Annotated in this window: 13 protein-coding genes and 1 pseudogene; 5 read left to right on the top strand and 9 right to left on the bottom strand. The window is 73.2% G+C overall.

Annotation, left to right across the window (positions count from 1 at the left end):
• Positions 1–79: 79 nt before the first annotated feature.
• Positions 80–3100, bottom strand: coding sequence for a S9 family peptidase (locus J421_RS20545; protein ID WP_025413055.1), 3021 nt, complete (start codon positions 3098–3100; stop codon positions 80–82).
• Between the two features lie 282 nt (positions 3101–3382).
• Here J421_RS20545 and J421_RS20550 point away from each other — a divergent pair, with 282 nt between their 5' ends.
• On the top strand, positions 3383–4657 hold the full coding sequence (locus J421_RS20550; RefSeq protein ID WP_025413056.1) for an amidohydrolase family protein: 1275 nt from the start codon (positions 3383–3385) through the stop codon (positions 4655–4657).
• An 8-nt stretch (positions 4658–4665) separates the two neighbouring features.
• Here the strand turns inward: J421_RS20550 and J421_RS20555 are convergent, their stop codons facing one another.
• A complete protein-coding gene (locus J421_RS20555; RefSeq protein WP_025413057.1) occupies positions 4666–5121 on the bottom strand; it encodes a NanQ anomerase/TabA/YiaL family protein in 456 nt (151 codons plus the stop codon).
• A 183-nt stretch (positions 5122–5304) separates the two neighbouring features.
• Here J421_RS20555 and J421_RS20560 point away from each other — a divergent pair, with 183 nt between their 5' ends.
• Positions 5305–5967: a hypothetical protein gene (locus J421_RS20560; RefSeq protein ID WP_025413058.1), complete on the top strand. Its 663-nt coding sequence runs from the start codon at positions 5305–5307 to the stop codon at positions 5965–5967.
• Between the two features lie 88 nt (positions 5968–6055).
• Here J421_RS20560 and J421_RS20565 read toward each other — a convergent pair whose 3' ends face one another.
• The 5 genes and pseudogenes from J421_RS20565 to J421_RS34790 all read right to left on the bottom strand — a co-directional run.
• Positions 6056–7852 carry a protein kinase domain-containing protein gene (locus tag J421_RS20565; RefSeq protein ID WP_312845242.1) on the bottom strand — a complete coding sequence of 599 codons (1797 nt, stop codon included), beginning with the start codon at positions 7850–7852 and terminating at the stop codon, positions 6056–6058.
• A gap of 105 nt (positions 7853–7957) precedes the next feature.
• Positions 7958–8806, bottom strand: a complete 849-nt coding sequence (locus J421_RS20570) for a DUF72 domain-containing protein (protein WP_025413060.1) — start codon at positions 8804–8806, stop codon at positions 7958–7960.
• A 188-nt stretch (positions 8807–8994) separates the two neighbouring features.
• On the bottom strand, positions 8995–10626 hold the full coding sequence (locus tag J421_RS20575) for an alpha-D-glucose phosphate-specific phosphoglucomutase (protein ID WP_025413061.1): 1632 nt from the start codon (positions 10624–10626) through the stop codon (positions 8995–8997).
• A gap of 63 nt (positions 10627–10689) precedes the next feature.
• On the bottom strand, positions 10690–12954 hold the full coding sequence (locus J421_RS32185; RefSeq protein WP_025413062.1) for a tetratricopeptide repeat protein: 2265 nt from the start codon (positions 12952–12954) through the stop codon (positions 10690–10692).
• Between the two features lie 65 nt (positions 12955–13019).
• Positions 13020–13607 (bottom strand): annotated as a pseudogene (locus tag J421_RS34790) (AfsR/SARP family transcriptional regulator); the annotation flags it as partial.
• A gap of 160 nt (positions 13608–13767) precedes the next feature.
• Between J421_RS34790 and J421_RS20585 the strand changes: the two are divergent.
• Genes J421_RS20585 through J421_RS20595 form a run of 3 tightly spaced genes read left to right on the top strand, consistent with a single transcriptional unit; the run spans position 13768 to position 17024 of the window.
• Positions 13768–14292, top strand: a complete 525-nt coding sequence (locus J421_RS20585) for a hypothetical protein (protein WP_025413064.1) — start codon at positions 13768–13770, stop codon at positions 14290–14292.
• 32 nt (positions 14293–14324) lie between these two features.
• Entirely contained in the window at positions 14325–15677 is a 1353-nt protein-coding gene (locus J421_RS20590) for a TolB family protein (protein ID WP_025413065.1), read from the top strand.
• An 18-nt stretch (positions 15678–15695) separates the two neighbouring features.
• Positions 15696–17024, top strand: a complete 1329-nt coding sequence (locus tag J421_RS20595; protein ID WP_025413066.1) for a fibronectin type III domain-containing protein — start codon at positions 15696–15698, stop codon at positions 17022–17024.
• Here J421_RS20595 and J421_RS20600 read toward each other — a convergent pair.
• Both J421_RS20600 and J421_RS20605 read right to left on the bottom strand, forming a co-directional pair.
• Complete coding sequence (locus tag J421_RS20600) at positions 16975–17487, bottom strand: CcdC family protein (RefSeq protein ID WP_025413067.1); 513 nt, start codon at positions 17485–17487, stop codon at positions 16975–16977. The genes J421_RS20595 and J421_RS20600 overlap by 50 nt on opposite strands.
• 10 nt (positions 17488–17497) lie before the next feature.
• Complete coding sequence (locus tag J421_RS20605) at positions 17498–19957, bottom strand: MGH1-like glycoside hydrolase domain-containing protein (protein WP_148306433.1); 2460 nt, start codon at positions 19955–19957, stop codon at positions 17498–17500.
• Positions 19958–20069 lie beyond the last annotated feature (112 nt).

Below are 20069 nucleotides of genomic sequence, written 5' to 3' on the forward strand. Positions count from 1 at the left end.
GTTTGGTCCTTCTTCAGTCTCCCTTCAGTCCTGCTTCAGTCCTTCAGAGACTCGTACGTGGAGCCGTGACGAGCGCACCTCACGGCACCACGTCCGTCCTCGCCTGGGTCGTGTCGGCGCGCATGCGCAGGTGCTCCGCCATCTGCAGGCGCGGCACGCCGTTCTTCATCCAGTCCGGCGCCGGCGCGCCCTTGAGGTACGCGTCGAACCACTCGCGCATGCGCACCGCGTAATCCTTCTGGTTCACCGGCCGCGCGAGGCCGTGGTTCTCGCCGACGTACTCCAGCAGGATGACGTCCTTGCCGAGCTGGCGCAGCGTGTTGTAGTACGTGATCCCCTGGTTGAAGTCCACCGCGCCGTCCTTGTCGTTGTGCAGGATGACGAGCGGCGTCTGCACGTTCTTCGCGTGGAAGACGGGGGAGTTGCGCAGGTACGCCTCGAGGTTGTCGGTGTAGTTCCCCTTGAAGCGGCCCTGGCTCGCCTCGAAGATCGCCTGGTTCGTGCCGCCGGTGTTCCAGTAGATGGAGCTGTACATGCTCACCATGTCGGTGAGCGGCGCGCCGGCGATCGCGCTCTTGAAGATGTTCGTCTGCGTGACGAGGAACGCCGTCTGGTAGCCGCCCCACGAGTGGCCCCACAGCCCGACGTTGGCCGAGTCCACGACGCCCGTCGCGATCGCCGCCTTCACCGCCGGCACCACGCTCCACACCGCCGACATCCCGGGATCGTTCACCTTGTAGACGATGTCCGGGTCGAGCACCGCGTAGCCGCGGCTCGTGTAGAGGCTTCGGTTCGGCGTGCTCGTCTCGTTCGGCTGCACGAACACGTTCGCGTTCTGCGAGCGCTTCTCGTAGATGGTCACGAGCAGCGGGTACTGCTTCCCCGGCTGGTAGTTCGCCGGCAGGTACAGCGCGCCCTGGAGCGAGTCGCCCTTCTCGCTCACGTAGTTCACGAGCTTCACGCCGCTCGACCACGCGAACATGCTCTGCTCGGGGTTCGCGTCGGTGAGCTGGCGGCCGCTCTTGAGGTCCGCGCTCGCGATCCACCAGTTCGGGAACTCCGTCGACGACTGGCGCGTGTAGAGGTACACGTCGGCGTCCTTCGCCTTCGTGAACGCGAACGAGGCGTCGTCCCACACGAGCGGCACGGCGCCGGGCTTGCCGACGCTGACGCGCGAGAGCCCGGACTTCTTCGTCCATTCGCCGTACGTCGCGAAGTAGAGCGGCTTGCGCCTGTCGATCGTCGGCGCGTTGCCGGTGCCGGAGCGCCCGGCGCGCGTGGGCTGCGCCTGCGCGTCGAAGCTGTAGAGCCGCTGGTAGCGCACGCGGTTCTTCCGGCCGTCGACGGTGAGGTTCGTCGCGGCGCCGCCGTTCACGGGCACGAGCCACGCGTCCCATCCGTCGGACAGCAGCACCGCGGCGCCGTCCTTCGTCCAGCCGAACGGCTGCTGCGGCGGCGGGAACAGGTTGTTGTGGTCGTCCTCCGTGTTCGCGAAGCTCACCGGCGCGCCCTTCGTCACGTTGCGCGTCGCGCCCGTCGCGAGGTCGATCGTCCACCAGTTCGCGTCGTCGCCCCAGTAGAGCGCGCGCGTGCCGTCGGGCGACGGGATCAGCGCCGACGAGGCCTGCTTGCGCAACACGGGACGGCGCGCTCCCGTCTTCAGATCGATCGCGTACACGTCGGCGTAGGCGCGGCCGCTGTAGCTCGCCGCCTGCTGGTACGCCCGCACGTCGGTCGCCGTCGCCCATCGGTCGTGCGGCAGCGTCGTCACGGCGCGCAGCGAGTCGTCGGCGACGCGCACGAAACGGTTCTCCGCCGGACGGAACGCGGCCAGGTAGCTGTACGCACGGTCCTGCTGCTCCTGCACGATCTGCATCGACTGCAGCCGCGGATCCTTCCAGTGCCAGAGGACGAGCGTCGGCGTCTCGTCGTCGCTGCCGTCGCCGAGCCGCGGCTGGTTCACCGTGCCGCCCATGCCGGGTGCGCCGGGCTGCACGAGCGACGCGGTGATGCCGCCGCGGCGCGCGTTGGGCGCCCGTGCCTCGCGGATGCCGAAGTACACCGCCTGCAGGTCCTCCGAGAAGCGCGGCGCGCGATCGCCCGCGACGCGCAGGCCGGCCGGGAAGTCGGCGCGTCCCTTCGAATCGAACACCGTCTTCTTCGGCGCCGCGGCGACGCCGGTGAACGACACGACGGCGAAGCTCGTGTCGCGCGCCACGGAGTCGACGGTGCCGCGCAGCACCGCGAGCGCCGGCGCGCTGTCGGCCCACGCGAGGCGGCGGTACAGCGCCCGCTCGCTCTCCAGCGCCCGCACGACGCCCGTGCGCACGTTGCGGAGCTGCACGCCGTTGCCGAGCAGGTCGCGCGCGTCGATGGTGTAGGCGAGCCACTCGCCGGAGTCGTCGAAGTCGAACTCGCCGACGTTGCCGACGTTCACCATCTCGCCGGCGCCGAGCGGCACGAGCAGCAGATCGGTGCCCTCGGCGCGCGACGACGGCGCAGCGCCGTTCGCAGCGCCGTTCGCGGCGGCGGTCGCGTTAGGCGCCGCCTCGGCGGGATAGCCTTGCAGCGCGAGGACCGTCGCGCGGTCGGCGTTGAACGCGAAGCGGCGCGCACGGTCGAAGTCGCGCTTCTCGCCGGTCGCGAGGTTCACGAGCGCGACCTTCGTGTACGTGGGGCGCCGCGCGGTGCGGGCGCGTCGCGTCTCCGCCTGCGTCGGATAGACCGTGAACGCGGCCCACTGCCCATCGCCCGAGAGGAGCAGCGGCGCCTGGGCCGCCCCGGCGACGGCGGCGATCCCCTGCCCGCCCCCGGTCGCGGCCGGCGGCGGCGAGCCGACCGCGAAGCGCAGCTCCTTCCCGCCCTCCGCCGTCGGACGGATGACGACGGTCGCGTCGCCTTCGTTAGGCGCGAGCACGTACGCGAACCACCGGCCGTCGTTCGACAGCGTGGGATTGCGGATCGTGCGCCAGGCCTTCAGGTCGGCGCTCGTGAACTGCCGCGCGCCGGCGGCGGGCTGCGCGCCGAGGGGCGTGCTCGCCACGACGGCGAACGCACAGAGCGCGGCGAGGGTCGTGCGGGAGAGATGCTGCGGTCGCATGTGGGATGCGGTGGGAGGAACGGGCGGCGACGGGCCGCCCCTCTTCTACGCACGGCCCGCCCGAAACGCGGGGCCGGGCAGTCTCGGGGGCCACCCGGCTCTGGCGCCAGCGCTGGGCGGCGGGTATGTGCTCCTGATCGATGGAACCGCGGAGGACACGGAGGAAAACCAACTCTCTTCAGAAGGGTTCTCCTCTGTGTCCTCCGTGTCCTCTGTGGTTCAGATGAGAGGCTCTGCGGCCCTCTGCGTCCTCTGCGGTCGAATGAACACGCCCCACGTCCCATGCGACTCGCCCTGACCGCGCTCGCCCTCGCCGCGCGCCTGCACGCGCAGACGCCGGTGGACACCGCCCTGCTCCGCTACGTCGACTCGGTGCGCGCGATCGACGTGCACGCGCACCCGATGCGGGTGGTGGCGCGCGGCGCGCCGCCGGACAGCGAGTTCGACGCGCTGCCGCTCGACGGGATCCCGGCGTTCGCCGTGCCGCATCGGCTCACGACCGACGCCCCGATCTGGCGCGAGGCACGGAGCGCCCTGTACGGCGACGCCGCGCCGGAGCGCGCGCGGACGGAGCACGGCGATCGGTTCCCCGAGTGGGCGCTCGACCGCGCGGGGATCGACGTCATGCTCGCGAACCGCATCGCCATGGGCGCGGGGCTCGCGGCGCCGCGCTTCCGGTGGGTGCCGTTCGTCGACGCGCTGCTGCTGCCGCTCGACACGCGCGGCGAGGCGGCGCGTACGCCCGACACGCGCGTGCTCTACCCGCACGAGACCGCGCTGCTGCGCCGGTTCCTGCGCGAGCTGCGGCTGACGGCGCTCCCCGCGACGCTCGACGCGTACGAGCGCGACGTCGTCCGCGCCACGCTCGCGCGCCAGCACGACGGCGGCGCGGTGGGCGTGAAGTTCGAGGCCGCGTACCTGCGCCCGCTCGACTTCGACACCGACGACGCGGCGAGGGCGCGCGCGGTGTATGCGCGCTACGTGCGCGGCGGCGTGCCGTCGCGCGCCGAGTACAAGACGCTGCAGGACCACCTCTTTCGCGTCGTCGCGCGCGAGGCGGGGCGGCTCGGCATGACGGTGCAGATCCACGTGCTCGAGACGTTCGGCGGCTTCTACGCCTCCGCCGGCGCGGCGCCGCGGCTGCTCGAGCCGGCGCTGATCGACTCGACGCTGCGCGGCACCCGGTTCGTGATCGTGCACGGCGGCTGGCCGCTCGTCGGGGAGACGCAGGGGCTGCTCGCGAAGCCGAACGTCTACGCCGACGTGTCGATGATGGATCAGATCCTCGCGCCGACGGCGCTCGCCGCCGTGCTGCGGCAGTGGCTCGCCGAGTGGCCCGACAAGGTGCTGTTCGGCACCGACGCGTTCGACGGCGGCGCCGAGCAGGGGTGGGAGCAGGTCGCGTGGGTCGGGAGCACCACCGCGCGCCGCGCGCTCGCCATCGCGCTCACCGGCATGCTGCGGGACGGCGAGATCGATCGACCGCGGGCCGAGGCGCTCGCGCGGATGGTGCTGCGGGAGAATGCCCTCAAAGCCTATACGTTAGGCAAGCCGTAACGACGGCATCACAGCAGCACCTTCACCACGACCTTCCGCACCTCCCCGCTCTCCCCCGCCTGCACGCCGGGCTGGTGTCCGTCCTCGGGAAAGAAGATCGCGAACTGCCCGCCCTCGAGATACACGGAGCTCGCCTCGCCCGACGCGCCGGCGTAGTTGACGACGTCCTTCGCGTCGTTGTACGGCGTCGCGCCGGCGAGGCCGGGGAGCGGCGAGACGGTCATGCGCTCGCGCCCCGAGACCATGTACTGCACGTCGAGGTAGCGGCGGTGCGACTCCCACTTCTTCTCCGACGCGGGCTTCGTCGTGTACGACTGGACCTGCGCGTACACCGCGTCGCCGTCGATCGGGTACTTGCCGTCGGCGGTCGACGGGTCGAACGCCGCGAGGTAGTCGAACGCGGCGGCGAGGCGGGGGTGGAGGGTGCGATAGCGGGCGGCGTTCGCGAGGGCGTCGACGATCATGGGCGGCTCGGTGAGTGGAGACGGTGATCGGCGAAACGTAGCCGCGCGGCCGGGACTTGCGCCGTCGGCAATCCGGGCGCTCCGTGGCACTCGTAGCTCGCTTCGCCCGGCACGACCACCGTCGGGAACCGTCCGGCCCGTCCGGGCATTCCACTCCGCCGTCCCGACCACCTGGAGGCTTCCGTGCTACACGACCGCCGCGAGTTCCTCGGCCAGCTCGTCCTCGGCGCCCTTCCCCTGTCGCTCGCCCCGGCGCTTGCCCTCGCCGAGCCGAGCGCGCAGCCGGACATGAAGTGGGACCTGAGCTGGACCGACCGCATCAAGGGGAAGTACCGCGCCGTGTTCGACGTGCCGGAGATCGACCAGGGCTACGGCGTCTGGCGCGCCTCGCTCTGGGAGCAGCAGTACCAGCAGGTCCTCGGCGTGAAGCCCGCCGACCTCTCGAGCGTGCTCGTGCTGCGGCACAACGGCATCGCGCTCGCCATGCAGCAGCCGTTCTGGGACAAGCACGCCCTCGGCAAGGCGAACGACGTGAAGCACCCGCTCACGCAGCAGGCGACCGACCGCAACCCGGTGCTGCTCACGTCGTCGCGCAACGAGGTGCCCGCGGAGCTCGACGAGGTCGCGCTCGACCGCTTCATCAAGCGCGGCGGCATCGTGCTCGCCTGCAACCTCGCGCTCGACGACATGGTGGGAAAGATCGCGGCGCGCGAGGGCGGCGCGGTCCCGGCGCTGCGTCAGGAAGCGGTCGCGTCGTTCGTGCCCGGCGTCATCCTGCAGCCGTCGGGCGTGTTCGCGGCGCTGCGGGCGCAGGATGCGGGGTGCAAGTACCTGCGGGCGAGCTGAGTGATCGGGACTCGGGACTCGGGACTCGGGACTCGGGCGCTGTCAGCCCACGAGTCCCGAGTCCCGAGTCCCGAGTCCCGAGTCCCGATCAGTGCCCCACTCTCGCGCGCAGCTCCGTCGTCCGCTGTGCCGAGCGCTGTGCGAAGCAGGGCGCGCGCGCGACGCCCCACAGCCCGGTCGATCCTTCCGGGGTCGCGGCGCGGCACTCGCGGTCGCGCTTGTCGAGCCATGCGCGCTGCTCCTCGCGCAGCCGCTCCACCGCCTGCGCCTCCGCGTCGCCGGAGAGCCGGCCGCGGAGATCGGTGATCAGCGCCTGGTAGGCGCGGTTGAGCGGCGCGTCGTTGCGCGCGATGGCCGACATGAGGCACGCGCGCTGGTCGGCGCTCGCCGTCGAGCGACAGCGGTCGGAGCCGGCGGGCGGCGCGAGGTCGACCGTGCCCGCGGCCTCGACGCGGTTCCCCGAGCGCGCTCGCGCGATGCTGTCGGTGCGCGCCTTCTTGCGCTGCGCGGTGGTGAGCTTCTTCTCCGTCGCCGCGCGGTTCGCCGAGTCGACGAGCACCACGCCGTCGGCTCCGGCGGCGTTCAGCAGCGAGTCGAGCCCGCGGTCGCCGGACACGGGCCGCGCCTTCGCGTGGCGCGTGGTGGAGAGCAGCACGGCGACGAGCAGCAGCGCGACGACCGCGGCGGCGGCCGGCCACCAGCGTCGACGCGCCGCGCGCGGCTGCCGGCGCTCCGCCGTCACGAACGCCGGATGCGGTGCGCTCGGCGGGGGCGTCACGGGCGCCACCGGCGGCACGGGCGGCACGGGCGGCACGGGCGTCACGGGCGTCACGGGCGTCACGGGCGCTGTCGGCGTCACCGGCGCGACCTCCGCGAGGGGCGGCGGCGGCGCGACCGTGCTCGCGGCCACCGGCACCGGCACGACCTCGGGCTCCTCCGCCGCCGTCGGCGACACGACCGGCACCACCGCGTCGGGAACGAAGATCGGCCCCACGTCCGCCGACGGTCCGTCCAGGTCCCCGCGGACCGGGAGCGGCGGCAGCGCGGCGGGCGACGGGTTCAGTCGCTCCAGGAACTCGCTCGCGTCGCGCCAGCGGCACTCGGGATCCTTCTCCATCGCGCCGGCGATCGCGCGCAGCAGGTACGTCGGGATGTCGGGGCGCAGCTCGTCGAGCGGCGGCAGCTTCTCGTGCTGCTGCTTGTGCAGCACGCCGTACAGCGTCTCGCCCTCCCACGGCCGACGCCCGCTCAACATCTCCCATCCGATGAGGCCGAGCGCGTAGACGTCGGCGCGCGCGTCGACGTGCGAGCCGATGATCTGCTCCGGCGCCATGTACGCCGGCGTCCCCACCGACGTCCCGACCACGGTGAGGATCGTCTCCGCGTCGAGCTGCCGCGCGACGCCGAAGTCGGCGAGCAGCGCGCGTCCGGTGTGCAGCTCGAGGACGATGTTCTCCGGCTTCACGTCGCGGTGCACGATGCGCCGGTCGTGCGCGTAGGCCAGCGCCGATGCGATCTCGCGGAGGATCTGCGTCGCGCGCTCGTACGGCAGCGGCCCGCGCCGCAGCAGGTCGCGCAGCGTCTCGCCTGGGATGTAGACGCTGATGATCGCCGGCGCCGGCCCGTCGAGGTCCTCGACGCGCAGCACGCGCACGATGTTGGGGTGCTCGAGCGCCGAGACCGTCTCCGCCTCGCGCGCGAACCGCCGAGCCGCCTCCGTGCTTCCGCCCTGCAGCGCGCCGAGCAGCTTGATGGCGACGATCTGTCCGGTGGCGAGCTCCCGCGCCAGATACACGATGGCCATCCCGCCTCGGCCGAGCTCCCGCAGGAACTCGTACCGCTCGGTCAGCCGGCGTGCCGCGGGGGCGATCGCATCGTTGGGCAGCGGAGACGTAAGGACCTCCTCGGTGGATGGGTCCGGCTATAACGAGCATCCTCCATGCCTTGCCGGGACTCGGGACTCGGGACTCGGGACTCGGGACTCGGGAGCTCAGCCGTTACGAGTCCCGAGTCCCGAGTCCCGAGTCCCGACCCGCGCGCCCAGCCGCTCGGCGTCGAACGGCGCGTGGACCTTGGCGTCGTTGTCGAAGTAGACGTAGACGTCCGCGCCGCCGTGCTGCCACGCGCGGATCTTCCCGGCCCACGCGTCGAGCTCCGCGTCGGTGTAGCCGCTCGCGTAGAGCACCTGTGACCCGTGCAGCCGCACGTAGACGAAGTCCGCGGTCACCTCCTCGGCGTACGGGAACTTCCCCGCGGTGTCGGCGACGACGAACGCGTAGCCGTGGGCGCGCAGGATCGCGTAGAACTCGTCGTGGAAGTACGACGGATGCCGCACCTCGAACGCGTGGCGGAACGGCACGTCGGCGGGTGCCTCGACGAGCGCACCGCGGCGCAGCCGCTCGTCGTGCCACAGTGCCACGCTCTCCGCCTCGCGGGCGGTGCGCGGCAGCATCGCCATGAACGCGTCCATCCGCTCGGCGTCGAACCGGTACGTGCCGGGCAGCTGCCAGAGGAACGGGCCGGTCTTCGCGCCGAGCGCCAGCACGCCGCTCGCGAAGAAGTTGCCTAACGACGACTCGGCGTTGCGGAGCTTCAGGTTGTGCGTGATGAATCGCCCACCCTTCACCGCGAACACGAAGTCGTCGGGCACCTCGCTGGCCCACCGCTCGAACACGGCGGGCGACTTCAGGCTGTAGAACGTGCCGTTCAGCTCCACGCTGTCGAACTTCCGGCTCGCGTACTCCAGCCACCGCCGCGCCGGCAGCTCGTCCGGATAGAAGCGGCCGCGCCACGGCTTGTAGTCGTAGCCGCTGATGCCGATCCATGCGCGTCCGGGCATGCGGGTCGAGGAGAGAGGGTCGCGCCGGCTGGACTCCACGTACGTGTTTGACCAGGACTGAGGAAGGACTGAAGAGCGACTGAAGAAGGACCAAACACGACGTCTTTGTTGTTGGTCCTTCTTCAGTCCTCCTTCAGTCCTTCCTCAGTCCTACCAGAACTCGTACGTGGAGCCGTGAAGACGACGCTTCACGTGATGACCGTCGGAGCCTCGCGCCCCGTGCGCTCCCGCAGCTCGGCGAGCGACAGCGCGGTGTCGATGAGCGGCCGCAGCGCGTCCTGCGCGTCGAGGTCGTGGCGCGCGGGCTCGGGCTCGTACGACTCGATGTAGATGCGGAGCGTCGCGCCCTCGGTGCCGGTGCCGGAGAGGCGGTACACGATACGCGCGCCGTTCTCGAACAGCACGCGCAGCCCCTGCCGCGCGCTCGTGCTCCCGTCCACCGGATCGTGGTACGCGAAGTCGTCCGCCGCCGCGACGCGCAGGCCGCCTAACGTCGTGCCGGGAAGCGTCGCCAGCCGCTCGCGCAGCAGCGCCATCACGCCGTTCGCGGCGTCGGTGGGGATCGCCTCGTAGTCGTGCCGCGTGTAGTAGTTGCGGCCGTACGTCCGCCAGTGGTCGCGGACGATCGCCTCCACCGTCTCGCCGCGCGCCGCGACGACGTTGAGCCAGAACAGCACCGCCCACAGCCCGTCCTTCTCGCGCACGTGGTCGCTGCCGGTGCCGAAGCTCTCCTCGCCGCAGAGCGTGATGCGCCCGGCGTCGAGCAGGTTGCCGAAGAACTTCCACCCGGTGGGCGTCTCGTAGCAGTCGATGCCTAACGCCCTCGCCACCTGGTCGACGGCCTGGCTCGTCGGCATCGAGCGGGCGACGCCGGCGAGGCCGCGCGCGTAGCCAGGCGCGAGCGTCGCGTTCGCCGCGAGCACCGCGAGGCTGTCCGACGGCGTCACGAAGAAGCGGCGACCGAGGACCATATTGCGGTCGCCGTCGCCGTCCGACGCCGCGCCGAAGTCGGGCGCGTCGGGGCCGAACATCTCCTCCACGAGATCGTGCGCGTACGTGAGGTTCGGATCCGGATGCCCGCCGCCGAAGTCGGGGAGCGGCGTGCCGTTGATCACCGTGCCGGCCGGCGCGCCCAACCGCCGCTCGAGGATCTCCGTCGCGTACGGCCCGGTGATCGCGTGCATCGCGTCGAACCGCATGCGGAATTCGCCGCCGCCAAGCAGCGCGCGCAGCGCGGCGAAATCGAACAGCGTCTCCATGAGCGCCGCGTAGTCGGCCACCGGATCCACGACGTCGACGCGCATGCCGTCGAGCGTCGTCGTGCCGATGGCGTCGAGCGCCACGTCGGGGGCGTCGGCGATGCGGTAGGCCGAGAGCTCGCGGGCGCGCGCCGCGATCGCCGCCGTGACGCCCTCGGGTGCCGGCCCGCCGTTGCCGGTGTTGTACTTGATGCCGAAGTCGCCGTCCGGACCGCCGGGGTTGTGGCTCGCGGAGAGGATGATCCCGCCCGCCGCGCCCTGTCGGATGAGGTGCGACGCCGCCGGCGTCGAGAGCAGCCCGCCCTGCCCCACGACGACTCGGCCGACGTCGTTCGCCGCCGCCATCTTCAGGATGGTCTGCACCGCCTCGCGGTTCAGGTAGCGGCCGTCGCCGCCGACGACGAGCGTGGCGCCTGCGGGCAGCGCGGCGACGTCGAGGATCGCCTGCACGAAGTTCTCGAGGTAGCGCGGCTGCTGGAACACCGGCACGCGCTTGCGCAGGCCGGAGGTGCCGGGCACCTGGTCGGAGAACGGGGACGTCGGGACGCTGAGCGTGTTCATGGCGCGGGCTCTCGTGTGCGGGCTGGTCGGGCGTGCGGCCGCGGCGCACGTGTCATACCAGCGTCAGCGCTCGAGCGACAGGGTGCGCAGCGCGGGGTCGGCGTGCGCCCAGGCCCGCCGCACGTACGCGGCGTACAGCGCCGCGCTGTCGGCCATCCCGGCGCGCCGGAACGCGAGCGCCATGTAATGGTCGATCTCGGTCCGCGGCACGTAGCGGCCCACGGCGTCGGGGCGGATGGCGTACGCGTCGCGCAGCGTCGCCACCGCGTCGAGCGGCCGGCCGAGCGCGAGCTGGGTGCGCGCGAGCGCGATCGACGTGCTCGTCCACCCGTCGGCGACGCGCCAGCGGGCCCGCCGCAGCTGCCGCTCCGCTTCCGGCCAGTCGCCGGCGCGCATCGCGACGAGGCCGCGCACGTGGTGGTGCAGCACCCAGTCGCGCCCGAAGTAGCTCCGCGCCCCGATGCGCTCGATGCTGTCGGCGAGCGCGCGCAGCCACCCGTCGCGGGCGCACGGCGTATCGGCGACCGCGTCGGCGAGCAGCGCGTGGTGCCAGGCGAACGCGCGCGACGGGCCGCCGGGGGGCGGCTCCGCGGCGCCGGCGCCGTGCACGCGCTCGTACGCGCGGACCGCGGCCGCGCAGTCGCCGGCGCGCGCGAGCCCGTTCGCGCGCACGAGCTCGAGATACGCGAGCTCCGGATACGTGGCCTCGGCCCGCGCGATCGCCTCCGTCGACGCGCGGAACTGGCCGCGCTCGCGCAGCACGACGCTCGCGAGGTCTTCCGCCTGCACCTGCAGCGCGCGCACGCCGCTCGCCCGCCAGCTCGCGATCGCGGTGTCGGCGTCGTCGAGTCGACGCGCCATGACGAGCACCCAGCCCCACGCCATGCGCACGCCCGGCTCGTCGGGCGCGAGCGAGATCGCGCGGCGCATCGCCTCGAGCGCGAGATCGTGTCGGCCGCGGTACGCGTGCACCAGCGCGAGGTTCGTCCACGCCGCGTGCATCTCCGGCGCGACGACCGTCCAGCGCCGCGCCGCCCGCTCCGCGCCGTCCCAGTCGCCGAGGGCGAGCCGCACCTCGGTGAGCGACGAGTACGCGGTGCACGACGTGCACGGGCCGCGCCCCGCCTCGATGCCGAGCGAGTCGAGCGCGAGCAGCGACTCGAGCGCGCGGGCCCGCGCGTCCCACCGGCCGGCGTTGTCGAGGACCGTGGCGAGCATCTCGTAGCCGCGCGGGTCGCGAGGGTAGCGCGCGACGAGCAGCCGCGACGCCGCCTCGCTGCCCGCGACGTCGCCCGCGAGCATCGCCTGCCTCGCCTGCCACTCCACGCGGTCGCGCTCGGGGATGCGACCCGCCCGCCGATGCAGCACCGCGGTCAGCGCGTCGATGACCGCGCCGTCGTTGTCGGCGTACGCGCGCGCCAGCCGCGCGAGCACGGCGCTCGTGAACCCGGAGTCGAGCGCGATCGCGGCGTCGAGCTCCGCGCTCGCCTCGTCGGCGCGCTCGTAGACGATCTCATTGAAGCGCACGAAGTGGTGGTACGCCTCCACGCTCGACGTCTCGAGGTCGGCCAGCCGCGGCCCGGTCGGGCGCACGCCCACGACGTCGAGCAGCCGGACGGTGGCGCGGTCGGCGAGCGCGATCACCCCGGAGTCGGCGACGACGTCGGCGCGCACGAGCCGCCCGGTCGCCGCGTCGTGCACGGCGAGGCCGAGCACCATGCCCGTGGCGCCGCGCTCCACGGTGCCGCTGACGACGAACGATGCGCCGACCGCGCGCCCCACGGCGCGGAGCTGCTTCGCCGTCAGCGGGGCCGATCCGAGCTCGCCGCGGCGCAGCACCGCGCGCACCTGCGCGGGCGTCACGACCTCCATCCCGTCGGCCCGCGACAGCCTGGCCACGATGAGCTGCGGCAGCCCCGCGGACAGCCACTGGAGCGCGGTGTCCGCCGCGGCCACGTCGATCGGCACGACCGCGACGACCGGCGTGGTCGTCGTGGACGGCGGCGTGCGCGGTGCGCGGCGGGCCGCGAGCCCGAGTGCGACGAGCCCCACCGCGGCGAGGACCCCCGCGGCGCGCACGCGCGACCGCGACGCCCGTGGGGCGGCCGGCCGCACCTGCGATCGTGCCGCGCGCGGCTCGCTCGGCGTCGACATCTCCGGGGCCGGCGTCTCCGGCGTGAGCGTCTCCGGCGTGAGCGTCTCCGGCGCCGACGCGCGGCGCGCGAGATCCTCCGCGAGTGCGGTGATCGACGCATCCGGGCGCAGCTCGTACTCGCGCGCGAGCCGCGCGCGCAGTCGGTCGTACGCGTCGACCGCGCGCGCGCGCATCCTTCGCGCGTCTCCGGCGCGGCGAGCGCCGTCAGCAGATGCCGCGCGGCGTCCACCGACAGCGGGTCGACGTCGACCCACCGCGACGCCACGGCGGCGCGCGCACCGTGATCGCCGCGCGCCGCGAGCGCCTCGCATTCCGCCGCGCACGCGCCGACGACGACGCGCTCGACCTGCGACCGCTCGCGCGCCACCCACGCCTCGAACACCGCCGACCCGTCGACGTGCACGCCGTCGAGGAACGGCGCCTCGTACAGCTCGATCGCGCGCAGCCGCGTGCTCGGCTCGGCCGCCGCGGCGACGAGCTCGCGTACGTCGACCACGAGCGGCGCGTCGGCGGCGAGCGCGAGCTCGAAGCGCGTCGCGACGAGCGCGGAGCGGCCGAGCACGCGGCGCAGGTGCGACATCGCGTCGCTGAGCGAATGGCGCGCGCGCGTGTCGTCCTGCTCGGGCCAGAACATCGCGAGCAGCGCGTCGCGCGACACCGGACGCGGCGAGAGCGCGAGCACGGCGAGGAGGGCGAGCTTGCGGCGGCGACTGTTCAGCGCCTGCAGCGGCTCCTCCTCGCCCGGCCCCGGTGCGGCGGGCGGGCGGCCGACGGCGACGAGCGCCAGCCGGCCCAGCGTCACGAGGCGTAACTCCGTCTCTCGCATCGTGTTGAAAAAGTCGAAGCGGCGGAGACGCACGCGCGTAGCATGCGTGCCCGATCGCCAACGTATCCGCGCCGCACGGGGCCGGCCAGCCGGCCGGTCGCGCCGCGCGCATCCGTCCTTCACCACAGGGCGCGCATCTGGCGCGCCGGGAGTCGTCACGATGTCGCTGCCGTCTCGATCATGCCGGGCTCTCGCGGCCGCGGCCGTCACGCTCGCCGCGCTCGCCCTGCGCGCACCGGACGCGGGAGCGCAGGCCCGCGTGCCGCGCGGCGCGTCGTCGCAGCCGACCGTCACCATGTCGCTCACGGCGGGCGGCCGTCGGCTCGACGCGACCGGCGCCGGGTCGTGTCAGCACGCGTCGCAGGCGTCGATCTACGGCGTGCCCGCCGCGGTGTGGACGGCGCAGCTCGCGCCCGCCACCGGGCCATCCGTGCTCCTCACGCTCTGGCGGCCGAGCAACGCCGGTGGCGCGTCGCAGTTCAGCCTCTCGCTCGGCGGCGGCGGCACCACGCACACCATCGCCACCGTGAAAGGAGGAACGGTCACGGGGAGCGGGACGGTCTCGCTCGCGCCGAAGGGCGACGGCGGCGAGTTCACGATCGACGGCACCACGGCGAAGGGGGCCGCCATCCGCGGCACCGTGCTCTGCTCGCGCTTCACGCCGCTCGTCGCCGAGGGCGGCTGATGTCGGCATCACGCTCTCACGGGACTCGACGCATGCTCCTTCCCATCGCGCTCGCGGTCGTCGCGCTCGGCGCCTGCGACACCGGCGGGCCGCAGATCCCCGAGCCGCCGGGCCCCGAGCAGCCGACGACACCGTCGCAGCCGTCGACGCCGCAGCAGCCCACGACGCCCACGCCGCCGACCACGGGGACGACGGGCGCCGCGGCGCCGCCGGGCACCATCGCCTACGCGCGCGGCGGCGCGATCCGCCTCGTGAACGCCGACGGGTCGAGCGACCGCGCGCTGTGGCAGGTGCCTAACGCGTCGCTCGCCGCGACGATCGGCGGGCTCGCCTGGCGCCCCGACGGCACCGAGCTCGCGTTCTCGAGCGACCACGAGATGGCGACGTCGTGGTACGAGCGGGACATCTACGTCGTCTCCGCCGACGGCGCGCGGCTGCGCCGGCTGACGAACGCGCCCGCGCTCGACGCGCTCGCGACGTTCCCGAAAGGCACCGTCACGGTGCGCGTGCAGAACCTCACCGGCGACGCGGGGCCGTACTTCGTCTACGTCCTCGGCGCGCCGGCGCCGCAGCAGGTCACCATCCCGGCGGCGTCGTCGCGGGCGCTCACGTTCACGAACGTCGCCGATCTCGGGAACGTCGCGCAGCCGGTCGTCGTCATCAACGGCACGAACCGCTGGTTCGGCGACGCGGTGGCCGACGTGCAGGGCGGCCGCTCGGTGGATGCGGGATCGCTCGTCGTCACCGCGTTCGGCGGTATCCCGCACTACGGCGCGGACGTCCCGTTCTGGCGCGCCGACGGACAGCGCGTCGGATTCATCGGCTCGCCGACGTGCAATCTCATGCAGGTCGCCGCGACGCCGCCCGCGGGGCCGTCGCAGTCGCGCCTCCTCGACCCGGCGGTCTTCGGCGCCACGTGCGCCGTCGACTGGGGGCCGACCGCCGCGACGGCGGATCAGATCGTGTACGTCGACGAGCGCAGGTTCGTCGACGCCGGCGAGGTGCAGTTCTTCCGCGTCGCCGAGAGCGCGCGCTCCGCGGGAAGCCCGCTGCTCACCGTCGGCCGCTACCCGCGCATCACCGACGTTCGCTGGCTTCCCGACGGCAGCGGCTTCCTGTTCGCGCGGACGAACGATCTGCTCGACCAGGCGGTGAACATCCACGAGTACGTCTTCGCCACGAAGGCGGAGCGGCAGATCACGAACTTCACCGGCTCGTTCGTGCGACAGTTCTCGGTCTCACCGGACGGGCAGCAGATCGCGTTCGAGCGCGTGACGGATCTCAAGGGTCCGTCCGACCTGTGGGTCGTGCGACGCGACGGCACCGGCGCGCGGCTGCTCGTGCGCGACGCGCGCGCCCCGGCCTGGAACCCGCGCCTCCGCTGACGCCTGAGCTCCACCCCCATGCCTAACGGACTCCGACGGGGCGCGCTCGGCGCGCTCCTCACCCCGGCGATCGCCGCGAGCGCGCCGGCGCAGACGCCGGCGCAGACGCCGGCGCCGACGAACCCGGTGGCGATCCAGATCTCGCCGCGCGAGATCGTGCTCACCTGGGACACGATGCCCGGCGTCGCCGAGTACCGCGTGTACGGGCTGCCGACCGCCGGGGCGACGACGGCGACGAAGCTGCTCGGCCGCGTGCCCGGCACGTACCCGCGGTTCGTCGCCGTCGTGCCCGTCGCGCTCGCGAAGGTGGCGCAGCAGTACGCGGTGGAGAGCGCGGACGCGCGCGGCAACGTCTCGGTGCGCGTCGACTTCCCCGCCGTGACGCTCGCCACGCCGACGGCGGTGCCGCCGCCGCCCATTGGCGCGAGCGCGATCGCGACGACGACCGGCGACGTGCAGCTCTCCTGGACCGCCGCGGCCGGCGCGACGGCGTACGAGATCATGCGCGCGCCGTATCGACAGGGCTTTCACATGGTGTGCGCGCGCTGCCCGGGCACGAGCTACGTCGATCGCGGCGTGATCCCCGGCGAGTCGTACGAGTACTCCATCGCCGCGGCGAACGCGCTCGGCATCTCGACGCGCGTGCGCACGCCCCCCGTGACGCCGGGCGGCAAGGGCGTCGCCGGCTCGGGCGGCGGCACGCCGCCACCGGCGCCGGCACAGCTCGCGGCCGTCGTGTCGGGCGCGACGACGATGGATCTCACGTGGCAGGCGAGCTTCGGCGCGACGTCGTACCAGCTGCGGCGCATCCTGTTCTGCGGCTCGACCGACTTCTCGCGCACCGTCACGGTCGGCGCGACGCCCGCCGCGCAGCAGCGCTTCACCGACGACCTGTCCGCCGCCGTCTCGAGCGCCGCATGCGGCGGCCTCACGCTCGCGCCGCGCTACGCGCTGTCGGCGACCAACGCCCTCGGCGCGTCGTCGCCGTCGACCGCGAGCGGCGTGCTCTCGACGACCGTAGGCGGCACGAGCGGCACGAGCGGCACCAGCGGCTCGGGCACGAGCGGCGTTGGTGCGGGTGCCGCGAGCGCGCCGCCGCCGGTCGGCGCTCCGCACGCGGTGATCGGCACCAGCTCCGTGTCGCTGAGCTGGAGGGCGTCGCCCGGCGCGACGAGCTACCGCATCGAGCGCGCGATCGGTGGAGGGACCTGGCAGCTCGCCGCCACGCTCGCCGGCAACGTCACCGCCATGCTCGACAACCTCGCGGGCGCGGCGAAGCTGAACCCGAAGTACCGCATCACGGCAGTGAACGCTGCGGGGAGCTCGGTACCGGTCGCGTTTCCATGAGGCGGCGGTACTCGAGGTACATCCCCACGCGCCATCGCACGATCATCCCGAACGCGAGGATGAAGAACAGCCCCGCGGTCTGGGTGTGCGACACGAGGTGCTCCACGTAGCCGCGCAGCGCGAGCCGCAGCACGACGAGCCCGACGAGGATCGCGAGGAACGCGCGCGAGCGCGTGAGCATGACGACGTCGCCCGTGCGCGTGAGCCGCGACGTGTGCACGAGCGGATACGACAGCACGAGCGCGCCGAGCACGAACGCGCCGAGCGCCCACGTCCACGGCACGCGGAAGATCGGCACGAGGAACATGCAGAACCCCGTGCTCATGCCGAGCGGCGGGATCAGGATGCTGCGCGCGGTGACGGGGCGCTGCTGCTCGCGCACGCGCCACGCGAGGATGACCACGGCGCCGCCGACGGCGGCGACGCCGCCGAACAGTGGGAGGAGGAGACGCGGGAACTGCATGCGTCGGAGACTAGCGGCGCGCGGGCCCCCAGACCATGAGCTCCGTGACCGCGGTCGCCGCCGGCGCATCGTGCGTGAACGTGACGCGGATCCGCGACGCGCGCGCCGGCGCGATGCGCACCGTGTTCGCCGCCCACGTCGCCGGTCGCTCGGGGCTCCGCGCGACCACCCGCGCCTCGTGCCACTGCCCCGCGTCCCACAGCTCCACCGTCATCGCGCGCGGCGCCCGCACGCGATCGCCGTCGCCCCACAGGTACGCCTCGATCGTCTCGACGTCGCGCGGGCCGCCGAGGTCCAGCTCCAGCGAGTCGCGCGCGTTCGGCGAGCCGACGGTGCTCCACCGGTTGCGCGAGTAGCGCGAGAACGCGACGCGCAGGTCGGTCGCGTCGGCCGCCGGGAAGCCGGGCGCCGCGAACGACGCCGACGTCGCCGCGCCGAACGCGAGATCGTCGCTCGCGCGCGTCGACTCGTCCGGCGGGGGCGCGTCGCTCCATGCTTCGAGCTCCGTGAGCCCGGTGTACGCGCCGGCGCGGTGCGTCAGCACGACGCGGATGCGCGACGTGCGCACCGTGCGCGCGAGGCGCACGTGGTTCGCCATGTGTCCCGTGGGGCGCGCCGGCACGCGCTCGCGCACGGGTGCCGGCACCCACCGCTCGCCGGTCCACGTCTCGACGTCGTAGCGCGCCGGCGCGCGCACGCGGCTCCCCGCCCCGTCGTCCAGCAGGTACACCGTCACCTCGTCGATCGCGCGCTCGGCGCCGAAGTCGAGCACGAGCGACTCGCGCGCCCGCGTGGAGCCCGAGTCGGTCCAACGGTTCGGCGGCGAGACGGTGTAGCGGTACGTGCCGTCGACGAGCGCGTACGGCGGCGCGTCGGGCGCGCTGAAGGTCGCGCGGACCAGCGGCCACGCGCCGCGGCCGTTGTTCACGGCGACGTTCACGCGCGGGCGCGGCGGCGGCACGGGCGGCGGCGGCGCGATGGGCACGGACAGGCGGCCTAACGTCGCGCGCGACCCGGCGACGCGGCCGTCGACGAGCAGCACGAGCCCGCGGCCGCGGCGATAGCGCGAGCCGTCGCGATCCCACAGCACCGAGACGCGGTGCCCGTGGTACGCGACGTCGTCGAGCGCGAAGTGCAACCACTCGTCGGGCGCGAGCGGGTTCACCTCCAGCGTGTCGTCGGCACGCGGGCGCAGGCCCACGAGCCCCGTCACGACGAGGTCCACGAACGACGAGTGGAAGTAGTGCTCGCTGTGATCGAACGTGTCGTGTCCCGCCCACGAGCCGTCGTCGGGGTTCGCCGCCTCCGCCACGTACGGGCGTCCCTGCTTGCGCTGGGTGCGCGCGTAGGTGCGCAGCAGCGTCGCGTAGTCGCGCTTCGTGACGTACGACTGGTGGTAGTCGTTCAGCAGGTTCGCGAGCGCGTCGAGCGTCTGCGCCGTCGCGTAGGGCCACGAGTTGCCGCTCCAGTGGCAGCAGCGCGGCGCGACGAGGAACAGCGGGTCGTGCCGCTCCGCGGTCGTCGGACCATGGGGCGCGGCGAAGTACGCGGTGTCCATGAGGAACCACCACGCGCGCTCGTAGCCGGAGTCGGGGAGCGAGAACTGCCACGGCACGTAGCCGAGCAGCTCTCGGCCGTGCGGGTTGCCGGCGTACTTGCCACTGTCGTATGTCCGCGCCTTCGCGCGCAGCCCGTCGCGGTCGTCGTGCGCGTTCTGGTGCAGGAAGAACCCGCGCCGCGCGTCCCACAGCTCCTCCTGCACGCGCCGCTTGATCGCCGCCGCGCGCTCGGCGAACAGGCGCGCGGTGGCGCTGTCGCCGAACAGCGCGGACGCGCGCGAGATCGCGCGGGCGTCGGCGAACAGATAGCTGTTCAGCGTCGGGCGGTACCCGTCGGCGCCCTCGTCGACGTCGTCGGTCTGCCGGCTGTTGATGTTGCGCTCCATGCCGTCGTGCAGGCCGTCCCAGTGAAACAGCCCGTGCGCCGCGTCGAAGCGCTCGGCGACCCAGCCGTCGTACTGACGCTTCATGTACGGCAGCACGCGATGCAGGAACGCGGTGTCGCCGAGCACCGCGAACGTGCCCCACATCGCGTCGCCGTACCAGTTGCTGTAGCTCCGCGGCTGCGCCCCCGGCGTCTCGAACCAGTAGCGCGCGAAGTCGTCGATCACGCGCCGGTCCTTGAGCCAGCGCACCTCGGCGAACTGGTGGCCTAACGGGCACGAGATCGCGCCGTACGCGCCCGACCAGAACGGGCGATCGATGAACTCCGTGAACGTGTAGCCGGTGCGCGGGTCGCCGTAGGTGAGGTGCTTCGTGAGCAGCTCCCACCGGTAGTAGTACGTCGCGTCGAGCTCAGGCTCCGGCGACTCGAAGAACGGGATGCGCTCGGCGAACCAGTCGTAGTCGCGGTTGTCGAGCCAGTCGTAGCGGGCGAGCTGGGCGCGCTTGTCGAGGACCTGCGCGTGCACGGAGGCGGCCGTGCCGACCAACAGCATGAACCGCAGAGGACGCAGAGGACGCAGAGGAAACCAACGAGAACGAGTTCTCCTCTGCGTCCTCTGCGTCCTCTGCGGTTCAGAC

The sequence above is a fragment of the Gemmatirosa kalamazoonensis genome, from assembly GCF_000522985.1.
Classification (GTDB): Bacteria; Gemmatimonadota; Gemmatimonadetes; order Gemmatimonadales; family Gemmatimonadaceae; genus Gemmatirosa; species Gemmatirosa kalamazoonensis.